The sequence below is a fragment of the Xanthomonas sp. 60 genome (assembly GCF_011761925.1).
The window spans coordinates 604239-618199 of record NZ_JAASQW010000001.1; the positions used below are offsets into that span (position 1 = coordinate 604239).

At 67.2% G+C, this 13961-nt stretch carries 17 protein-coding genes and 1 tRNA gene; 13 read left to right on the forward strand and 5 right to left on the reverse strand.

Annotation, left to right across the window (positions count from 1 at the left end; all coding sequences use genetic code 11):
* The first annotated feature begins 106 nt into the window (after positions 1 to 106).
* The 12 genes from ruvB to FHY09_RS02910 all read left to right on the forward strand — a co-directional run bounded on the left by ruvB (position 107) and on the right by FHY09_RS02910 (position 8908).
* Positions 107 to 1147 (forward strand): Holliday junction branch migration DNA helicase RuvB, encoded by a 1041-nt coding sequence (ruvB, locus tag FHY09_RS02855; RefSeq protein ID WP_166923914.1) that lies wholly within the window; start codon positions 107 to 109, stop codon positions 1145 to 1147.
* Positions 1116 to 1598 (forward strand): tol-pal system-associated acyl-CoA thioesterase, encoded by a 483-nt coding sequence (ybgC, locus tag FHY09_RS02860; protein ID WP_166924371.1) that lies wholly within the window; start codon positions 1116 to 1118, stop codon positions 1596 to 1598. The genes ruvB and ybgC overlap by 32 nt, the downstream gene beginning before the upstream one ends.
* Positions 1595 to 2377, forward strand: coding sequence for a protein TolQ (tolQ, locus tag FHY09_RS02865; RefSeq protein ID WP_166923916.1), 783 nt, complete (start codon positions 1595 to 1597; stop codon positions 2375 to 2377). Before ybgC ends, tolQ begins: the two co-directional genes overlap by 4 nt.
* Positions 2378 to 2396: 19 nt before the next feature.
* Positions 2397 to 2822, forward strand: coding sequence for a protein TolR (tolR, locus tag FHY09_RS02870; RefSeq protein WP_166923919.1), 426 nt, complete (start codon positions 2397 to 2399; stop codon positions 2820 to 2822).
* Complete coding sequence (tolA, locus tag FHY09_RS02875; RefSeq protein ID WP_166923920.1) at positions 2812 to 3882, forward strand: cell envelope integrity protein TolA; 1071 nt, start codon at positions 2812 to 2814, stop codon at positions 3880 to 3882. The genes tolR and tolA overlap by 11 nt, the downstream gene beginning before the upstream one ends.
* 161 nt (positions 3883 to 4043) lie before the next feature.
* Positions 4044 to 5363, forward strand: a complete 1320-nt coding sequence (gene tolB, locus FHY09_RS02880; RefSeq protein ID WP_166923922.1) for a Tol-Pal system beta propeller repeat protein TolB — start codon at positions 4044 to 4046, stop codon at positions 5361 to 5363.
* Positions 5364 to 5425: 62 nt separating this feature from the next.
* Positions 5426 to 5941 (forward strand): peptidoglycan-associated lipoprotein Pal, encoded by a 516-nt coding sequence (pal, locus tag FHY09_RS02885; RefSeq protein ID WP_166923924.1) that lies wholly within the window; start codon positions 5426 to 5428, stop codon positions 5939 to 5941.
* 3 nt (positions 5942 to 5944) lie between these two features.
* Positions 5945 to 6751, forward strand: a complete 807-nt coding sequence (ybgF, locus tag FHY09_RS02890; protein WP_166923926.1) for a tol-pal system protein YbgF — start codon at positions 5945 to 5947, stop codon at positions 6749 to 6751.
* A 75-nt stretch (positions 6752 to 6826) separates the two neighbouring features.
* Complete coding sequence (queE, locus tag FHY09_RS02895; RefSeq protein ID WP_166923928.1) at positions 6827 to 7525, forward strand: 7-carboxy-7-deazaguanine synthase QueE; 699 nt, start codon at positions 6827 to 6829, stop codon at positions 7523 to 7525.
* 72 nt (positions 7526 to 7597) lie between these two features.
* Entirely contained in the window at positions 7598 to 8263 is a 666-nt protein-coding gene (queC, locus tag FHY09_RS02900; protein WP_166923931.1) for a 7-cyano-7-deazaguanine synthase QueC, read from the forward strand.
* Between the two features lie 93 nt (positions 8264 to 8356).
* Positions 8357 to 8429: transfer RNA gene (locus tag FHY09_RS02905), tRNA-Lys, on the forward strand.
* A 179-nt stretch (positions 8430 to 8608) separates the two neighbouring features.
* Positions 8609 to 8908, forward strand: a complete 300-nt coding sequence (locus FHY09_RS02910) for a hypothetical protein (RefSeq protein WP_166923933.1) — start codon at positions 8609 to 8611, stop codon at positions 8906 to 8908.
* 81 nt (positions 8909 to 8989) lie between these two features.
* Here FHY09_RS02910 and yghX read toward each other — a convergent pair whose 3' ends face one another.
* The 3 genes from yghX to FHY09_RS02925 form a co-directional block, all read right to left on the reverse strand.
* Positions 8990 to 9877, reverse strand: coding sequence for a YghX family hydrolase (gene yghX, locus FHY09_RS02915; RefSeq protein ID WP_166923935.1), 888 nt, complete (start codon positions 9875 to 9877; stop codon positions 8990 to 8992).
* A gap of 111 nt (positions 9878 to 9988) precedes the next feature.
* Entirely contained in the window at positions 9989 to 10402 is a 414-nt protein-coding gene (locus tag FHY09_RS02920) for a response regulator (RefSeq protein WP_166923937.1), read from the reverse strand.
* Positions 10403 to 10519: 117 nt separating this feature from the next.
* A complete protein-coding gene (locus FHY09_RS02925; RefSeq protein WP_166923939.1) occupies positions 10520 to 10759 on the reverse strand; it encodes a hypothetical protein in 240 nt (79 codons plus the stop codon).
* A gap of 63 nt (positions 10760 to 10822) precedes the next feature.
* On the opposite strand from FHY09_RS02925, the gene FHY09_RS02930 reads away from it, so the two are divergent.
* Positions 10823 to 11143 (forward strand): zf-TFIIB domain-containing protein, encoded by a 321-nt coding sequence (locus FHY09_RS02930; protein WP_166923941.1) that lies wholly within the window; start codon positions 10823 to 10825, stop codon positions 11141 to 11143.
* Positions 11144 to 11203: 60 nt separating this feature from the next.
* Here FHY09_RS02930 and FHY09_RS02935 read toward each other — a convergent pair whose 3' ends face one another.
* Both FHY09_RS02935 and FHY09_RS02940 read right to left on the reverse strand, forming a co-directional pair.
* On the reverse strand, positions 11204 to 12127 hold the full coding sequence (locus FHY09_RS02935) for a copper resistance protein B (protein WP_166923943.1): 924 nt from the start codon (positions 12125 to 12127) through the stop codon (positions 11204 to 11206).
* Entirely contained in the window at positions 12124 to 13944 is a 1821-nt protein-coding gene (locus tag FHY09_RS02940) for a copper resistance system multicopper oxidase (RefSeq protein ID WP_166923945.1), read from the reverse strand. The genes FHY09_RS02935 and FHY09_RS02940 overlap by 4 nt, the downstream gene beginning before the upstream one ends.
* Between the last annotated feature and the right edge of the window lie 17 nt (positions 13945 to 13961).

A 13961-nucleotide genomic window follows, 5' to 3' on the forward strand; every position in this document is an offset into this window, starting at 1 on the left:
CCCACCCGCCCGTCGCAGCGCAGCTGCCGCAGCACCGCCCCCCCGCGAGGGGTCTCACCGTTCGCCCGCAACCCCCGAATGCAGCCATTTGCCGCATAATCGCTGGATGACCGACGACCGCCTCATCGCCGCCGGCGCCACCCGCGAGGATGACGCCGCCGATGCCAGCATCCGCCCCAAGCGCATGGCCGACTACCTCGGCCAGGCCCCCGTGCGCGAGCAGATGGAAATCTACATCCAGGCGGCCAAGGCGCGCGGCGATGCGCTGGACCACGTGCTGATCTTCGGGCCGCCCGGACTTGGCAAGACCACCCTGAGCCATGTCGTCGCCAACGAGCTCGGCGTCGCCCTGCGCATGACCTCCGGACCGGTGATCGAAAAGGCCGGCGACCTGGCGGCCCTGCTGACCAACCTGCAGCCGCACGACGTGCTGTTCATCGACGAGATCCACCGCCTTTCGCCCGTTGTCGAAGAAGTGCTCTACCCGGCGATGGAAGACTTCCAGATCGACATCATGATCGGCGAAGGGCCTGCCGCGCGGTCGATCAAGCTGGACCTGCCGCCCTTCACCCTGATCGGGGCCACCACGCGCGCCGGTCTGCTCACCGCCCCGCTGCGGGATCGCTTCGGCATCATCCAGCGCCTGGAGTTCTACAGTCCGGAAGAGCTGACCCGCATCGTGCGGCGCTCGGCCCACATCCTCGGCATCGAATGCACCGCCGAAGGCGCTGGCGAGATCGCGCGCCGCTCGCGCGGCACCCCGCGTATCGCCAACCGCCTGCTGCGCCGCGTGCGGGATTTCGCCCAGGTCAAGGCCGCCGGCCACATCGACCTGGACGTCGCGCAGGCCGCAATGGCCATGCTCAAGGTCGATCCGGAAGGCTTCGACGAGCTTGACCGCCAATTCCTGCGCACGCTGGTGGACTACTTCGACGGCGGCCCGGTCGGCGTGGAATCCATGGCGGCCGCGCTGTCCGAAGAGCGCGGCACGCTCGAGGATGTCGTCGAGCCGTATCTGATCCAGCAGGGCTTCCTGGTGCGCACCGCGCGCGGTCGCATGGCCACCCATCGTGCGTATCGCCATCTCGGGCTGAAGCCCAAGGCCCCGCCGACCGATCTGTTCGCCGGAGTGGCCGACAGTGAGTGAGCTCCGGTTCAGTTGGCCGACACGCATTTACTGGGAAGATACCGACGCCGGTGGCGTGGTCTACCATGCGCGCTACGTGGCTTTCATGGAACGGGCGCGCACCGAGTGGATGCGCGGGCTGGGCTTTGGCCAGGAACGCATGCGCGGTGAGCATGGCATGGTCTTCGCGGTACGCTCGATGGAGATGGATTTCATCCTGCCGGCCCGCCTGGACGATGCGCTGGAGGTCACCGCCACGCTGGTCGAGTGCCGCCGCGCCAGCATGGTCTTCGCCCAGCAGGTGTGGCGCGAAGGCCAGCGGCTGCTGACGGCGCGGGTACGCATCGCGGCACTGGATGCGCAGACCTTCCGCCCGCGCGCGATGGATGCGGCGTTGATGGCCGTGCTCAAGCCCCACCTAGTCACAGAAAACCCGAACAATCCCGATTTGCAGACTGAGGAACAACGATGATCGCAATGCTTCTGGGCCTGCAGGCCACGGTGGTCGAGGCGCTGCCGGAGGACGTCAGCAACGCAGCCGCCGAAACCGCCGTACAGGCCTCGCGCAGCGGCATCAATTACTGGGAGCTGATGACCAAGGCCAGCATCCCGGTGATCCTCATCGTGCTGCTGCTGCTGGCAGGTTCGTTCATCAGCTGGGTGATCATCTTCCGCAAGGCCCGCGTGTTCTCGCAGGCCACGCGCGAAGCGGACGACTTCGAGAACCGCTTCTGGTCCGGCGCCGACCTGGGCAAGCTCTACGCCTCGGCGACCGACCGCAACCGCAGCGTCAGCGTCAGCGGCCTGGAAGCCATCTTCGAAGCCGGTTTCCGCGAGTACAACCGCCTGCGCGACCGTCGCGGCCTGGATGGCCGTGCGCTGCTCGAAGGCGCCCAGCGCGCCATGCGTACCAGCTACACCCGTGAGACCGATCGCCTGGAGCGCAATCTCGAGCTGCTGGCCAACATCGGCTCCACCGCGCCTTACGTGGGCCTGGTCGGCACGGTGTTCGGCATCATGGTAACCATGCACGACATGATCAACAGCGGTGAGCAGGCCGGTATCGCCTCGGTGGCCCCGGGCATCTCCGAAGCCCTGTTCGCCACGGCGATCGGTCTGTTCGTCGCCATCCCCGCCGTGTGGGCCTACAACCGCTTCACCACGCGCGTGGAGCGCATGGCGGTGCGCTACGAAACCTTCGCCGATGAGTTCAGCTCCATCCTGCAGCGCCAGACCGGCGTCGACGACTGAAGCCCGGGAGGAGTGAGCCATGAGTAGCCTCGGCCGCCGCAAGCGTCGCAAGCTGAAATCCGAAATCAACGTCGTGCCGTACATCGACGTCATGCTGGTGCTGCTGATCATTTTCATGGTCACCGCGCCGCTGCTGACGCTGAGCTATGACGTCGACCTGCCCAGTTCCCAGGCCAAGGCGCTGGACAGCAAGCAGGACCCGATCATCGTGTCCGTGCGCGAAGACGGTCAGCTCAGCCTGAAGCTTCCCGACGACAAGGAACCGCGTGCGCTGGGCGCCGACGAACTGCAGGCCCGGCTGGGTGGCATCGTCGCCCAGGACAAGGCCGTGCGCGTGGTCCTGGCCGCCGACCGCGCCGTCGCCTACCAGAAGGTGATGGAGGCGATGGACGCGCTCAAGCGCGCGAAGGTCGAAAAAATCAGCCTGGCCAGCGATGCAAAGTGATGCCATGACGCCGCCGCGCGACGACGAACCGGGCTGGGGCTGGCCGGTCGGCCTTGCCGTGCTCGTCCACCTGCTCGTCGCGCTGGTTTTCATCGTGGCGTGGCTGTGGTCGCCTGATCACTCCACGGAGGCGGCGGCCGGCGATCCCTCTGTGCAGGCCGAGATGGCCAGCGCGTCGGACGTAGCGGCTGCACGCCAGGCGCTGCGCCAGTCCGAGCGCCTGGAAACCCTCCCCGAACCGGTGCCGGAGCCCTTGCCGGAACCGATCACCGAGCCGGAGCCCGAAGACACCGTGCCGCCGCCGCAGCCGGTGCCCGAGCCGCGCCCGATGGATGCCCCCACGCCGCAGCAGTCGCAGGCACAGGAGCGTATCGCCCAGCCGGACAAGGTGGACCAGGAAGCGGTCAACGCCCTGGCCCTGTCCCAGGAGAAGGCCAGGAAGGAGCAGGAAGCCAAGCGCCGCCAGGAACAGATCGACCTCACCGAGCGCAAGCGCCAGGAAGAAGCCGAGCAGAAGGCCCGGCTGGCCAAGCAGCAGGAAGCGGACCGGCAGAAGAAGCTGGCCGAGGAAGCGCGCAAGGCGAGCGAGACCAAGGCCGAGCAGGAGAAGCAGAAGAAGCTGGCCGAACTGCGCAGTCGCCGCGAACAGGCGGAGAAGGAAGCGAAGCTGGCCGAGCAGCGCCTGCGACAGGTCGCCGCCGCCCGCAGTGCTGCCGCCGCGGCCAACGCGAGCGCCAACAACAGCCCGGCACAGGCCGCAGGTGGCGCCGGTGGGACCAGTGATGACCTCAGCGCCAAATACGCCGCCGCCATCCAGGCCAAGGTGCAGGACGCGTGGATCCGTCCTGAGAACATCGCCTCCGGGCAGCGCTGCCAGGTGGTCATCACCCAGCTGCGCGGTGGCCGCGTCCTTTCGGCGAAGGTCAGCGGCAACTGCCCGTACGACGAGGCCGGCAAGCGCTCCATCGAAGCCGCCGTGCTCAACGCACAGCCGCTGCCTTATGCAGGTTTCGAGTCCGTGTTCAACCGCGAGCTGATCCTGAACTTCCGTCCGGACTGACGGCGCAGGGCGGGGCAGGCGGGCGGCAGGCCACTCGGCCGCTCCGTCAAGGCCCCGCATGCAGCGCCCACTTCGCGTTCACACCGGCGTGGTTCATGATTGCGAATCCATTCACCTCCGCCCTGCTATCCATCGTTGTGGATTTTCACACTGAGCCCTCCATGAAGAAACTGCCCCGTTGGCTGGTCGCGTTCGCGGCCCTGTTGCTTCCCTTCGCCGCGCTCGCGCAGCAGAAGGGCCTGGAAATCGACATCGTGGGTGGCAGCGCCTCGGCGACGCCGATCACCGTGATCCCCATGCCGTACGAAGGGTCGGCCGCTGCCCCCTCGACCGACGTCGCGGCTGTGATCCGTGGCGACCTGGACCGCTCCGGCCAGTTCCGCACCCTGCCTGAAGCACAGATCGTGGAAAAGCCCACGCGCGGTGCGGACATCCAGTTCCCCACCTGGCGCGCGCTGAAGCAGAACTACATCGTGGTCGGCCGGGTGATGGATGCCGGCGCCGGTGCCTACCGGGTGGAGTACGAGCTGTACGACGTGCCCAAGGGTGAGCGACTGCTCGGCCTGGCGATGACCGCGCGCGGTACCGCCATGCGCGATGTCGCCCACCAGATGGCCGATGCCATCTATGAAAAGATCACCGGCGTGCGTGGCGCGTTCTGGACCCGCATCGCCTACGTGACCGCCAGCGGCCGTGGCGATGCCATGCGCTATGCGCTGATGGTCGCCGATTCGGATGGCTACAACCCGCAGGTGGTGGTGCGCTCGGCCGAACCGCTGCTGTCGCCGTCGTGGAGCCCGGATGGCAACCGTCTGGCCTACGTCAGCTTTGAACGTGGCAACTCGGCGATCTACATCCAGAACATCACCACCGGTGCCCGCGAACTGATCACCAGCTTCCGCGGCATCAACAGCGCGCCGGCCTTCTCGCCGGACGGCAGCAAGCTGGCGCTGACCCTGTCGCGTTCGGGCAACCCGGAAATCTACGTCATGGACCTGGGCAGCAAGCAGCTGACCCAGCTCACCAACCACCTGGCCATCGACACCGAGCCGACCTGGGCGCCGGACGGCAGCGCGGTCTATTTCACCTCCGATCGCGGTGGGCGTCCGCAGGTCTACAAGGTGTCCCCGGGCGGTGGCAGCGCCGAGCGCGTGACCTTCCAGGGCAACTACAACGCCAAGCCGTCGGTGTCCTATGACGGCAAGAAGGTGGTCGTGGCCCAGGGCTCGGGCAACAGCTACAAGGTGGCGATGATGGACAGCTCGCTGGGCTCGCCGCGCTGGAGCACGCTGTCCACCGGCTCGCTGGACGAATCCCCGAGTTTCGCGCCCAACGCGAGCATGGTGCTGTACGCCGCACGCGAAGGCGGACGCGGTGTCCTGTATGCCGTTTCGGCCGATGCGCGCGTGCGCCAGCGACTGGTTCTGGCCGATGGCGACGTACGCGAACCTTCGTGGGGTCCATACCGTACCAAGCGATAAAAGAGTGTTAATATTTCCTCAGATTTAACCCACTCACCGGCTAGGAGCCATTAGGTACCGCCATGAACAAGACCTCCAACGTTCTGCTTGTTTCCCTGTTGTCCGTGGCCGTCCTGGCCGGTTGCTCGAAGAAAGTGAAGGAAGTGCCGGCCGCTCCGGTGGACACCGGTTCGACCACGCAGCCGACCGGCCCGTCGACCTCCGGCCTGTACGGCCCGGGCGACCTGGACACCGACGCCTGCCTGCGCCAGCGCGTGGTGTACTTCGACCTGGACCAGGATTCGGTCAAGCCGGAGTTCCAGGCCATCATGGCGTGCCACGCCAAGTACCTGCGTGACCGTCCGTCCTCGCGCATCACCCTGCAGGGCCACACCGATGAGCGCGGTTCGCGCGCTTACAACCAGGCCCTGGGCGAGCGTCGTGGCAACGGCGTGAACTCGGCTCTGGCGGCCAACGGTGGTTCGGCTTCGCAGCTGACCGTCGTGTCCTACGGTGAAGAGCGTCCGGTCTGCACCGAGTCGGCCGAGTCCTGCTACTCGCAGAACCGTCGCGTCGAAATCGTCTACACCGCGCAGTAATCCATGCGCATCGGCATCAAAGCGATGCTGGTCGTGGCGGCAGCCCTCGTGGCTGCCGCTCCGGCGCACGCACAGCGTCAGAGTCTGGCTGACCGCGTCGGCTCGATCGAGCAGCAGCTGTACAACAACACGGCCAACCAGGACCTGTTGAACCAGATCACCCAGCTCCGCCAGCAGGTCGGGCAGATGCAGGGCACGATCGAACAGCTGCAGCACGACAATGCCCAGCTCAAACAGGCCAACCAGGATGCCTTCCTGGACCTCGACGAACGCCTGAACCGCCTCGAAGGTGGGGCAGCGCCGGCCGTCCCGGGTACGAATGCCCCCCTGCCGCCCGTTCCTGCGGCACCTCCTGCAGCGGCCACTTCCGAGCGGCCGCCGTCGGTCCATGGCGATGCCGGCAGCCTCTCGGCGAGCGGCGACGAGCGCACCACCTACAACGTGGCGTTCGATGCGTTGAAGGCCGGCAAGTTCGATGATTCGGCGCAGCTGTTCCTGAGTTTCCTGGAGCTGTACCCCAACGGTGTCTATGCACCGAACGCGCTGTACTGGCTGGGCGAGAGTTATTACGCCACCCGCAATTTCCCGATGGCCGAAGAGCGCTTCCGTGAGCTGATCTCGCGCTATCCGACCCACGACAAGGCCTCTGGTGGCCTGTTGAAGGTGGGCCTTTCACAGTTCGGCGAAGGCAAGGTCGAGCAGGCCCAGCAGACGCTGGAGTCGGTGGTGGCCCAGTATCCCGGCTCGGATGCCGCACGTACCGCACAGGACCGGCTGCAGTCGATCCGCCTGGGTCAGCAGATCCGCTGAGCGCCCGCCCGCCGTGAATACCGCAGAGCCGAGCCTTGCTCGGCTGTTTTCGTTTCAGAGCCGATGATCCCCGTTATGAAGTCCATCCCCCTCAACGCCGTCGAAACGCCCAGCGACATCGTGCAGTCGCCGCTGCCGCGCCTGAAGATCACCGAGATCTTCACTTCGCTGCAGGGTGAGGCCGATACGGCGGGCTGGCCGACCGTGTTCGTGCGCTTGACCGGCTGCCCGTTGCGCTGCCAGTACTGCGACACCGCGTACGCGTTCCACGGTGGCACCTGGTGGGACATCGATGCGATCGTCGCGGAAGTGCGCGCGCAGGGCGTGCGGCATGTCTGCGTGACCGGTGGCGAGCCGCTCGCTCAGAAGCGCTGCCTGATCCTGCTGCAGAAGCTGTGCGAAGCAGGTTTCGATGTCTCGCTGGAAACCTCCGGCGCGCTGGATGTGTCCGAAGTGGATCCGCGCGTCTCGCGCGTGGTCGATCTGAAGACACCGGGCTCGGCCGAGATGGCACGCAACCGCATGGAAAACCTGCCGTTGCTGACCGCGCGCGACCAGGTCAAGTTCGTGATCTGCAGCCGCGAGGACTACGAGTGGGCCAAGGCGCAGGTGGCCGAGCACGGTCTGGCCGAGCGCACCATGGTGCTGTTCTCCCCCAGCAAGGGCGAGATCACCGCCCGCGAGCTGGCGGACTGGATCGTCGCTGACCGGTTGCCGGTGCGCTTCCAGATGCAGCTGCACAAGATTCTCTGGAACGACGAGCCGGGCAGGTAAGCGGCCGCGTTGTTCGTCACCCCGGCGCGGGACAGCGTGCTGGCACTTTTCCCCAAACCGGATGATTCACCCATGAAGAAGGCAGTCGTGCTTCTCTCCGGCGGCATGGATTCGGCCGCCGTCATCGCACTCGCCCAGGAACAGGGCTTTGCCGTCCACGCGCTCAGCGTTCGCTACGGCCAACGCCACACCTCAGAGCTGGAGGCGGCCGCGCGCGTGGCCGCGGCGCAGGGCGTGATCGTGCACAAGACCGTGGACGTGGACCTGCGCAGCATCGGCGGCTCGGCGCTGACCGATGACATCGAGGTGCCCGAAGCGGGCGGCGAGGGCATCCCGGTGACCTACGTGCCGGCGCGCAACACGATCATGCTCTCCCTCGCGCTGGGGTGGGCCGAGGTACTGGGTGCGAATGACATCTTCTGCGGTGTCAATGCCGTGGACTATTCCGGCTATCCCGATTGCCGCCCGGAATTCATCGCCGCCTTCCAGGCGCTTGCCAACCTGGCCACCAAGGCCGGCGTGGAAGGGGCGGGCATCACCGTGCACGCGCCGCTGCAGTTCCTCAGCAAGGCGCAGATCGTCAGCGAAGGGGTCCGCCTGGGCGTGGACTTCGGCCTGACGGTTTCCTGCTACAACGCCGATGCCTCCGGTGCAGCGTGCGGGCACTGCGATGCCTGCCGCCTGCGGGCGCAGGGCTTCGCGGAAGCAGGCGTGGCCGATCCGACGCTGTACGCCTGACGGCGACGGCCGGCAATCGCACGCAGCCCTTCACCTGGGCGCCGGAATCGGGTTAGAATGCACGCCCTCCGGTGCAAAGCCGGAGGGTGCAATGGGCCGTTAGCTCAGTTGGTAGAGCAGAAGACTTTTAATCTTTTGGTCGATGGTTCGAATCCATCACGGCCCACATTGCGGCGAGGACATCGCCTCCCGCGCCCCAGCAAAAACCCCTACTTCGTCTCCCCCTACCACCGCGCGACGAAGTGCCGCACTGCGCAGGTTTATCCCCTCACCACACGCTCGTCTCAGTCCGCCATGAAATGCTATGCGCGTATGGTCAAGGCTCACTCGTAAGGACTGGGCGCAATGGCACGATACGAACGGCAGGACGCTTCGGAAATCCGCTGGCTGAGCTTTCGCCTGCGCAATGGACAATCCATCGCCCGCGAGAAGCTGCAGGCCGGCTGGGCCGCCGCTTCGGCAGTGGCGGGCAGCTCGGTACGACGCGAAGATGTGGACGGCGACCAGGTGGTCTACGCGCTCTACGGGCCCAGCAGCCTCACTGCCCCGCACGCTGTGGAGATGCGCATGCGCGAGTTCCTGATCCAGCAGGGCTACACCTTCACCATGGGCGCGCTCGGCTCCCGTCCCGGCGTGGCGCTCTGATCCCTTGCTGGCGGCGCAGCACCGTACCGCCGTCCCTCGTGGCACGGCCCACACCGTGCCTGGCAACGCCCCCCTGAAGCCTTACGCCAGGTAGCGGCGGAACCACGCCAGCGTGCGGTCCCAGGCCAGCTTGGCGGCGGCTTCGTCGTAGCGGGGGGTGGAGTCGTTGTGGAAGCCGTGGGTGGTACCCGGGTAGACAGGGGCTTCGTAGCGCGTCCCGGCCGCCTTCAACGCGGCTTCGTACGCCGGCCAGGTTGCATTGACATTGTCATCGGTCTCGGCGAAGTGCAGCAGCAGCGGTGCCTTGATCTTCGGGACATCGTCCGGTCTGGCCTGACGCCCGTAAAAGGGTACTGCCGCATCGAGCTCCGGGTAGGCCACGGCCGCTGCATTGGACACGCCGCCGCCGTAGCAGAATCCGGTGATGCCTACCTTCCCCGTGCCCAAGGGCGAAGCGCGCAGGTATTCGATGGCGGCGAAGAAATCATTCATGAGTTTTTCCGGATCGACCTGCTTCTGCAGCTCGCGTCCGCGCTCATCGTTGCCCGGGTAGCCGCCTACCGAACTCAGTCCGTCCGGTGCCAGCGCAACGAAACCGGCCTTGGCCACGCGCCGCGCCACATCCTCGATATAGGGATTGAGGCCCCGGTTCTCGTGCACCACCACGACGCAGGGTACGGGCCCGGCTGATTTTGCCGGCTTGACCTGGTACGCACGCACTTGGCCATGCCCGTTCGGCGAGGGGTAGGTGATGTAGTCGGCGGTGATGTCCGGATCGGTGAACGGGACCTGTTGCGCCAGTGCGTAATCCGGACTCAGCGAGGCCAGCAGGGCGGTGGCGCTCAGGCCGGCCAGCGCAAACGCTGCGGCACGGTCAAGGAAATCGCGCCGGCTGAGGCGGCCGTGCACGTAGCCGTCGTACAGTTCGAGCAGTTCGGGGTGGAAATCCCTGGCGGTGAGTCGGGTCACGGCGGATCTCGGCAGCGGGGAGTGCGTTGAATCTAGCATCCCCGGTGTCCGTCCCGGTGGCGGCGCCGGCATCCGCCGCGGCGGCAGGCGCTTGCCGCGTCGCGCCGTGGGTCAGGCGGCGCGCAGATCCGGCGGATCGCGGTGCGCATCGCTGAAACAGCGGCGGATGGCATCGAGCAGCTCGCTCATGGTGTACGGCTTGGGCAGGAAGTGAATGCCTGCGCGCAGTTCCGGCACCACCCGGTGCGGCTCCATGCCGGAGGTGACCAGGATCGGCAGGCGTGGAAATGCGTCGCGCACACGGTTGGCCGTTTCAATACCGCTGATCCCGCCAAGGACCACGTCGGTGAACAGCATGTCGAACCGCTCGCCGGCATTGAGCAGGCCGAGCGCAGCTTCTGCCGAACTCACACCCACCACTTCACAGGCCTGGCTTTCCAGCGTAAGACGGCTGAGTTCCAGGGTTTCTTCTGCATCTTCGATCAGCAGCACACGCGGCTGCACATTCTGCTTGGACAACAACATGACACACTGGCTCCGGGCACCCTCGGCACGATGCGCGTCGGGGCGGGTGGACCCGACGGCGCGCAAGTATGCAGCGGGCCGGGGTGATTCCTGCGTGCAGGTCGCGCTGAAGTTCCGTTACGCGGCCTCGGGGCGGCCACCCTTTCGTCCCACGAAGCGCCAGACCAGCAGCACCGCTAGAGCCACCGAGCCCAGCCGCAGGGTGATGCTCTGCCCGCCGAGCGCGAGCGCATCGGGCAGCAGCATCACGTTCCAGGCCAGGTTGAGCGAGACGTGCAGCGCCGCACCGCACCGCAGCGTGGAGCCGTCCAGCCGGTTGAGGTGGCGAGCCGGACCAGTGCCGGTGCCTTCGCTCATCGGGGTTGCCGGAGGCTCATCGGCTGCGGGGTACAGTGGGCTTCCCCCTTGTGGAGATGTTCCATGCTGTGTCCCGTGTGCAAGACCCAGGCCCTGCAGATGTCCGAACGCCAGGGCATCGAAATCGATTACTGCCCGCAATGCCGTGGGGTGTGGCTGGACCGTGGAGAGCTGGACAAGATCATCGAACGCTCGGGCCTGCCTGCCGTCGCGCCCGTCGCTGCCCCGCAGCCACCGCCGGCGGTCGCCGTGCAGCATCGCGACACGCGCCACCTCGGGCAGCGCCATGGCGATCCGCAGGGGCATGGCAGGCAGGGCTACAGCGAGCAGGGCTACCGGAAGAAGAAGAAGGAAGGCTTCCTCGCTGACCTGTTCGATTTCTGAGCCGGAGGGGCCGCTGCGGGAGGGCGCCGTCGACGCCCTCCCGCACGCGTGGCCCGCGGCCTAGAACCAGAGCCGCACGCCGGCGACCCAGCGCGTATCGCGGGCGGATCCGCCGGCTGCCGCGTGGTAGTCGGCCGTATCGCCGAACAGCCGTTCGTGGCTGAGGCCGATGTACGGCGCGAAGCGCCGCGTGAACTCGTAGCGCAGGCGCAGGCCGGCTTCCACTTTGCCCAGTCCCCGGCCGAGCCCATGTTCGGGTTCATCGCGTGCCGCCAGCGTGGCCTCGATCACCGGCTGCAGGATCAGCCGGTTGGTCAGCAGTACCTCGTATTCGACCTCTGCCTCGGCCAGCACCTGGCCGCCCGAACCGGCGTACAGCATGGCCGAGGTTTCGAACTTGTAGGGCGCCAGCCCCTGCAGGCCGATGGCGGCCCACGTGCGTGACTGCGCGGGGCGGACATCGTGGCGCACGCCGATCAGGGCATCCCACCACGGCGACACCGCACGCCCGTAGGCCAGTTCCACATTCGAAGCCTGCGTGCGGCCGGCTTCGCGTTCGCCGCGGCTGCGCATCCACAGCCGGTGGATGTCGCCACCGATCCAGCCGCTGGCCTCCCAGGCCTGTCCACGGCCGTGGCGCCCGTCGAACTGCTCCAACCGTTCCACGCGCAGCAGGCTGTTCACTGCGGAGGCGTGCTGCATGGCGGCGTGATCGATGACCGGGAAGGCGGCGGCGCGGTCTGCATCGGTGAGGGCGGGGACGGGTTCGCGTGGCGGAGTGGGGTCCGCAGGGGCGTGGGCGCTGTGATCGGTCGGGGTGGGCGCGCGGTCGCGGGTGGAATGCCCCATCGCGGCGTGATCCATCGCAGCGTGGTCCATTCCAGCATGATCCATGGCGTGCGCGTGGTGCGACTGGGCCAGCGCAGGCAGCACAGTGAAGGTACCCAGCAGGAGCCCGGTGCAGGCGAGCGTTCGCGTGCTCATTCTTCGATCCTCACTTCGCGCATCATCCCCGCTTCCATGTGATACATCAGGTGGCAGTGGAAGGCCCACCGGCCCAGGGCATCGGCACGCACGCGATAGCTGCGGCGGGTGCCGGGCGGCATGTCCACGGTGTGCTTGCGCAGCTGGAACCGGCCCTGCGCATCCTCCACGTCGCTCCATACACCGTGCAGGTGGATGGGGTGCTGCATCATGGTGTCGTTGACCAGCACGATGCGCATGCGCTCGCCATAGTTCAGCCGCAACGGCTCGGCACCGGCGAAGGGAATGCCGTCGAAGGACCACGCGAACTTCTCCATGTGCCCGGTGAGATGCAGCTCGATCTCGCGTCCCGGCGGTCGGCCATCCGGGTCCTCGAACAGGCTGTGCATCGCACCGTAGGTCAGCACGTCACGGCCGTTGTCACGCAGTCCGATGCCCGGATCGTCCAGGCGCGGATCGGTGGCGCTGCTCTGCATGTCCACCAGCGGATTGCGGTTCTCGCTGGCCGGGTGGCGGACGCCAGCGGCGGCGGGCCCGGCCGCGCCCGCGTGCCCGGCGTGCCCGGCGTGCATCGCGTGGTCCATGGGCGATGCGGCGCCATGCGCGGGGCCGGTGTGCGCGGCATGCCCGCCGGACCCGTGCCCGCCCATGTCATGGCCCATGTCCGCCATGGTCAGCAGCGGGCGGGGATCCTGCGCCGGACGCGGTGCCTGCAGCCCGTGGCGCACGGCCAGGGTACCGGCGGCGAAGCCGGTCCGGCCCATGTCCTGGCAGAAGATCGTGTAGGCGTCCTGGCCACTGGGTTCCACCAGCACGTCGAAGGTTTCCGCCGGTGCGATGCGGAACTCGTCGATGCTCACCGGGTGGATGTACTGGCCATCGGCGGCCACCACGGTCAGCTTCAGGCCCGGGATGCGCACATCGAAGTAGGTCATCGCCGAGCCGTTGATGAAGCGCAGCAGCACCTTCTCGCCACTGCGGAACAGCCCTGTCCAGTTGCCGGCCGGCGCGGTGCCGTTCATCAGGTAGGTATAGGTGTGCGCGTTGACATCGGAGATGTCGGTGGGGGTCATCCGCATGCGCCCCCACATGCCCCGGTCGGCCAGCGCTGCCGCCCAGCCTTCGCTGCGCACATCGCGCAGGAAATCAGGCAGGGTGCGCTTGTAGTAATTGTCATGCTCGGCAAGCTTCTTCATGCGCCGGAACAGCGCGCCCGGATCCAGGTCGGTCCAGTCCGAGAGCAGCACCACGTGCTCGCGGTCGAAGGCATACGGCGGCGGCGCGGCCGGGTCGATGATCAACGCGCCATACAACCCGGCCTGCTCCTGGAACATGGAGTGGCTGTGGTACCAGTAGGTGCCGGATTGCTTGAGGGTGAAACGGTAGTGGTAGGCCTCGCCGGGGGCGATGCCGTTGAAGCTCATGCCCGGCACGCCGTCCATGTTCGCCGGCAGCAGGATCCCGTGCCAGTGGATGGACGTGGGGTGATGGGCCAGCGTGTTGCGCACGTGGATGTCCACGGTCTGGCCTTCGCGCCAGCGCAGGATGGGAGCCGGCAGGCTGCCGTTGACGGTGATCGCCGGGCGCGTGCGGCCGGTGAAGTTGACGGCGGACTCGCCGATGGCCAGCGCAAGGTGCTCGTGTGCAAGCACGCGCGGGGCGGCGGCCAGGCCGCTGGGGTCTGCGGCGCGGGCACGCAGCGGCAGGGTCAGGCCGGCCAGACCGGCGACCACGCCACCGGCGGCGAGCCCCTGTACGAAATGACGGCGCGACGGCAGGGCAGGCGTGCCCGTGCCGCGGGAGGAACGGTAGTTCATGGAAGACTCCAGACGCA

Coding starts and splice junctions, on each gene's coding strand:
- FHY09_RS02935 (WP_166923943.1), bottom strand. CDS start 12,127: ATGAGCACGCGAACGCTCGCCTGCACCGGGCTCCTGCTGGGTACCTTC.
- tolB (WP_166923922.1), top strand. CDS start 4,044: ATGAAGAAACTGCCCCGTTGGCTGGTCGCGTTCGCGGCCCTGTTGCTT.
- pal (WP_166923924.1), top strand. CDS start 5,426: ATGAACAAGACCTCCAACGTTCTGCTTGTTTCCCTGTTGTCCGTGGCC.
- FHY09_RS02910 (WP_166923933.1), top strand. CDS start 8,609: ATGGCACGATACGAACGGCAGGACGCTTCGGAAATCCGCTGGCTGAGC.
- tolA (WP_166923920.1), top strand. CDS start 2,812: ATGCAAAGTGATGCCATGACGCCGCCGCGCGACGACGAACCGGGCTGG.
- FHY09_RS02925 (WP_166923939.1), bottom strand. CDS start 10,759: ATGAGCGAAGGCACCGGCACTGGTCCGGCTCGCCACCTCAACCGGCTG.
- queE (WP_166923928.1), top strand. CDS start 6,827: ATGAAGTCCATCCCCCTCAACGCCGTCGAAACGCCCAGCGACATCGTG.
- ybgF (WP_166923926.1), top strand. CDS start 5,945: ATGCGCATCGGCATCAAAGCGATGCTGGTCGTGGCGGCAGCCCTCGTG.
- FHY09_RS02930 (WP_166923941.1), top strand. CDS start 10,823: ATGCTGTGTCCCGTGTGCAAGACCCAGGCCCTGCAGATGTCCGAACGC.
- FHY09_RS02920 (WP_166923937.1), bottom strand. CDS start 10,402: ATGTTGTTGTCCAAGCAGAATGTGCAGCCGCGTGTGCTGCTGATCGAA.
- tolQ (WP_166923916.1), top strand. CDS start 1,595: ATGATCGCAATGCTTCTGGGCCTGCAGGCCACGGTGGTCGAGGCGCTG.
- tolR (WP_166923919.1), top strand. CDS start 2,397: ATGAGTAGCCTCGGCCGCCGCAAGCGTCGCAAGCTGAAATCCGAAATC.
- queC (WP_166923931.1), top strand. CDS start 7,598: ATGAAGAAGGCAGTCGTGCTTCTCTCCGGCGGCATGGATTCGGCCGCC.
- FHY09_RS02940 (WP_166923945.1), bottom strand. CDS start 13,944: ATGAACTACCGTTCCTCCCGCGGCACGGGCACGCCTGCCCTGCCGTCG.
- ruvB (WP_166923914.1), top strand. CDS start 107: ATGACCGACGACCGCCTCATCGCCGCCGGCGCCACCCGCGAGGATGAC.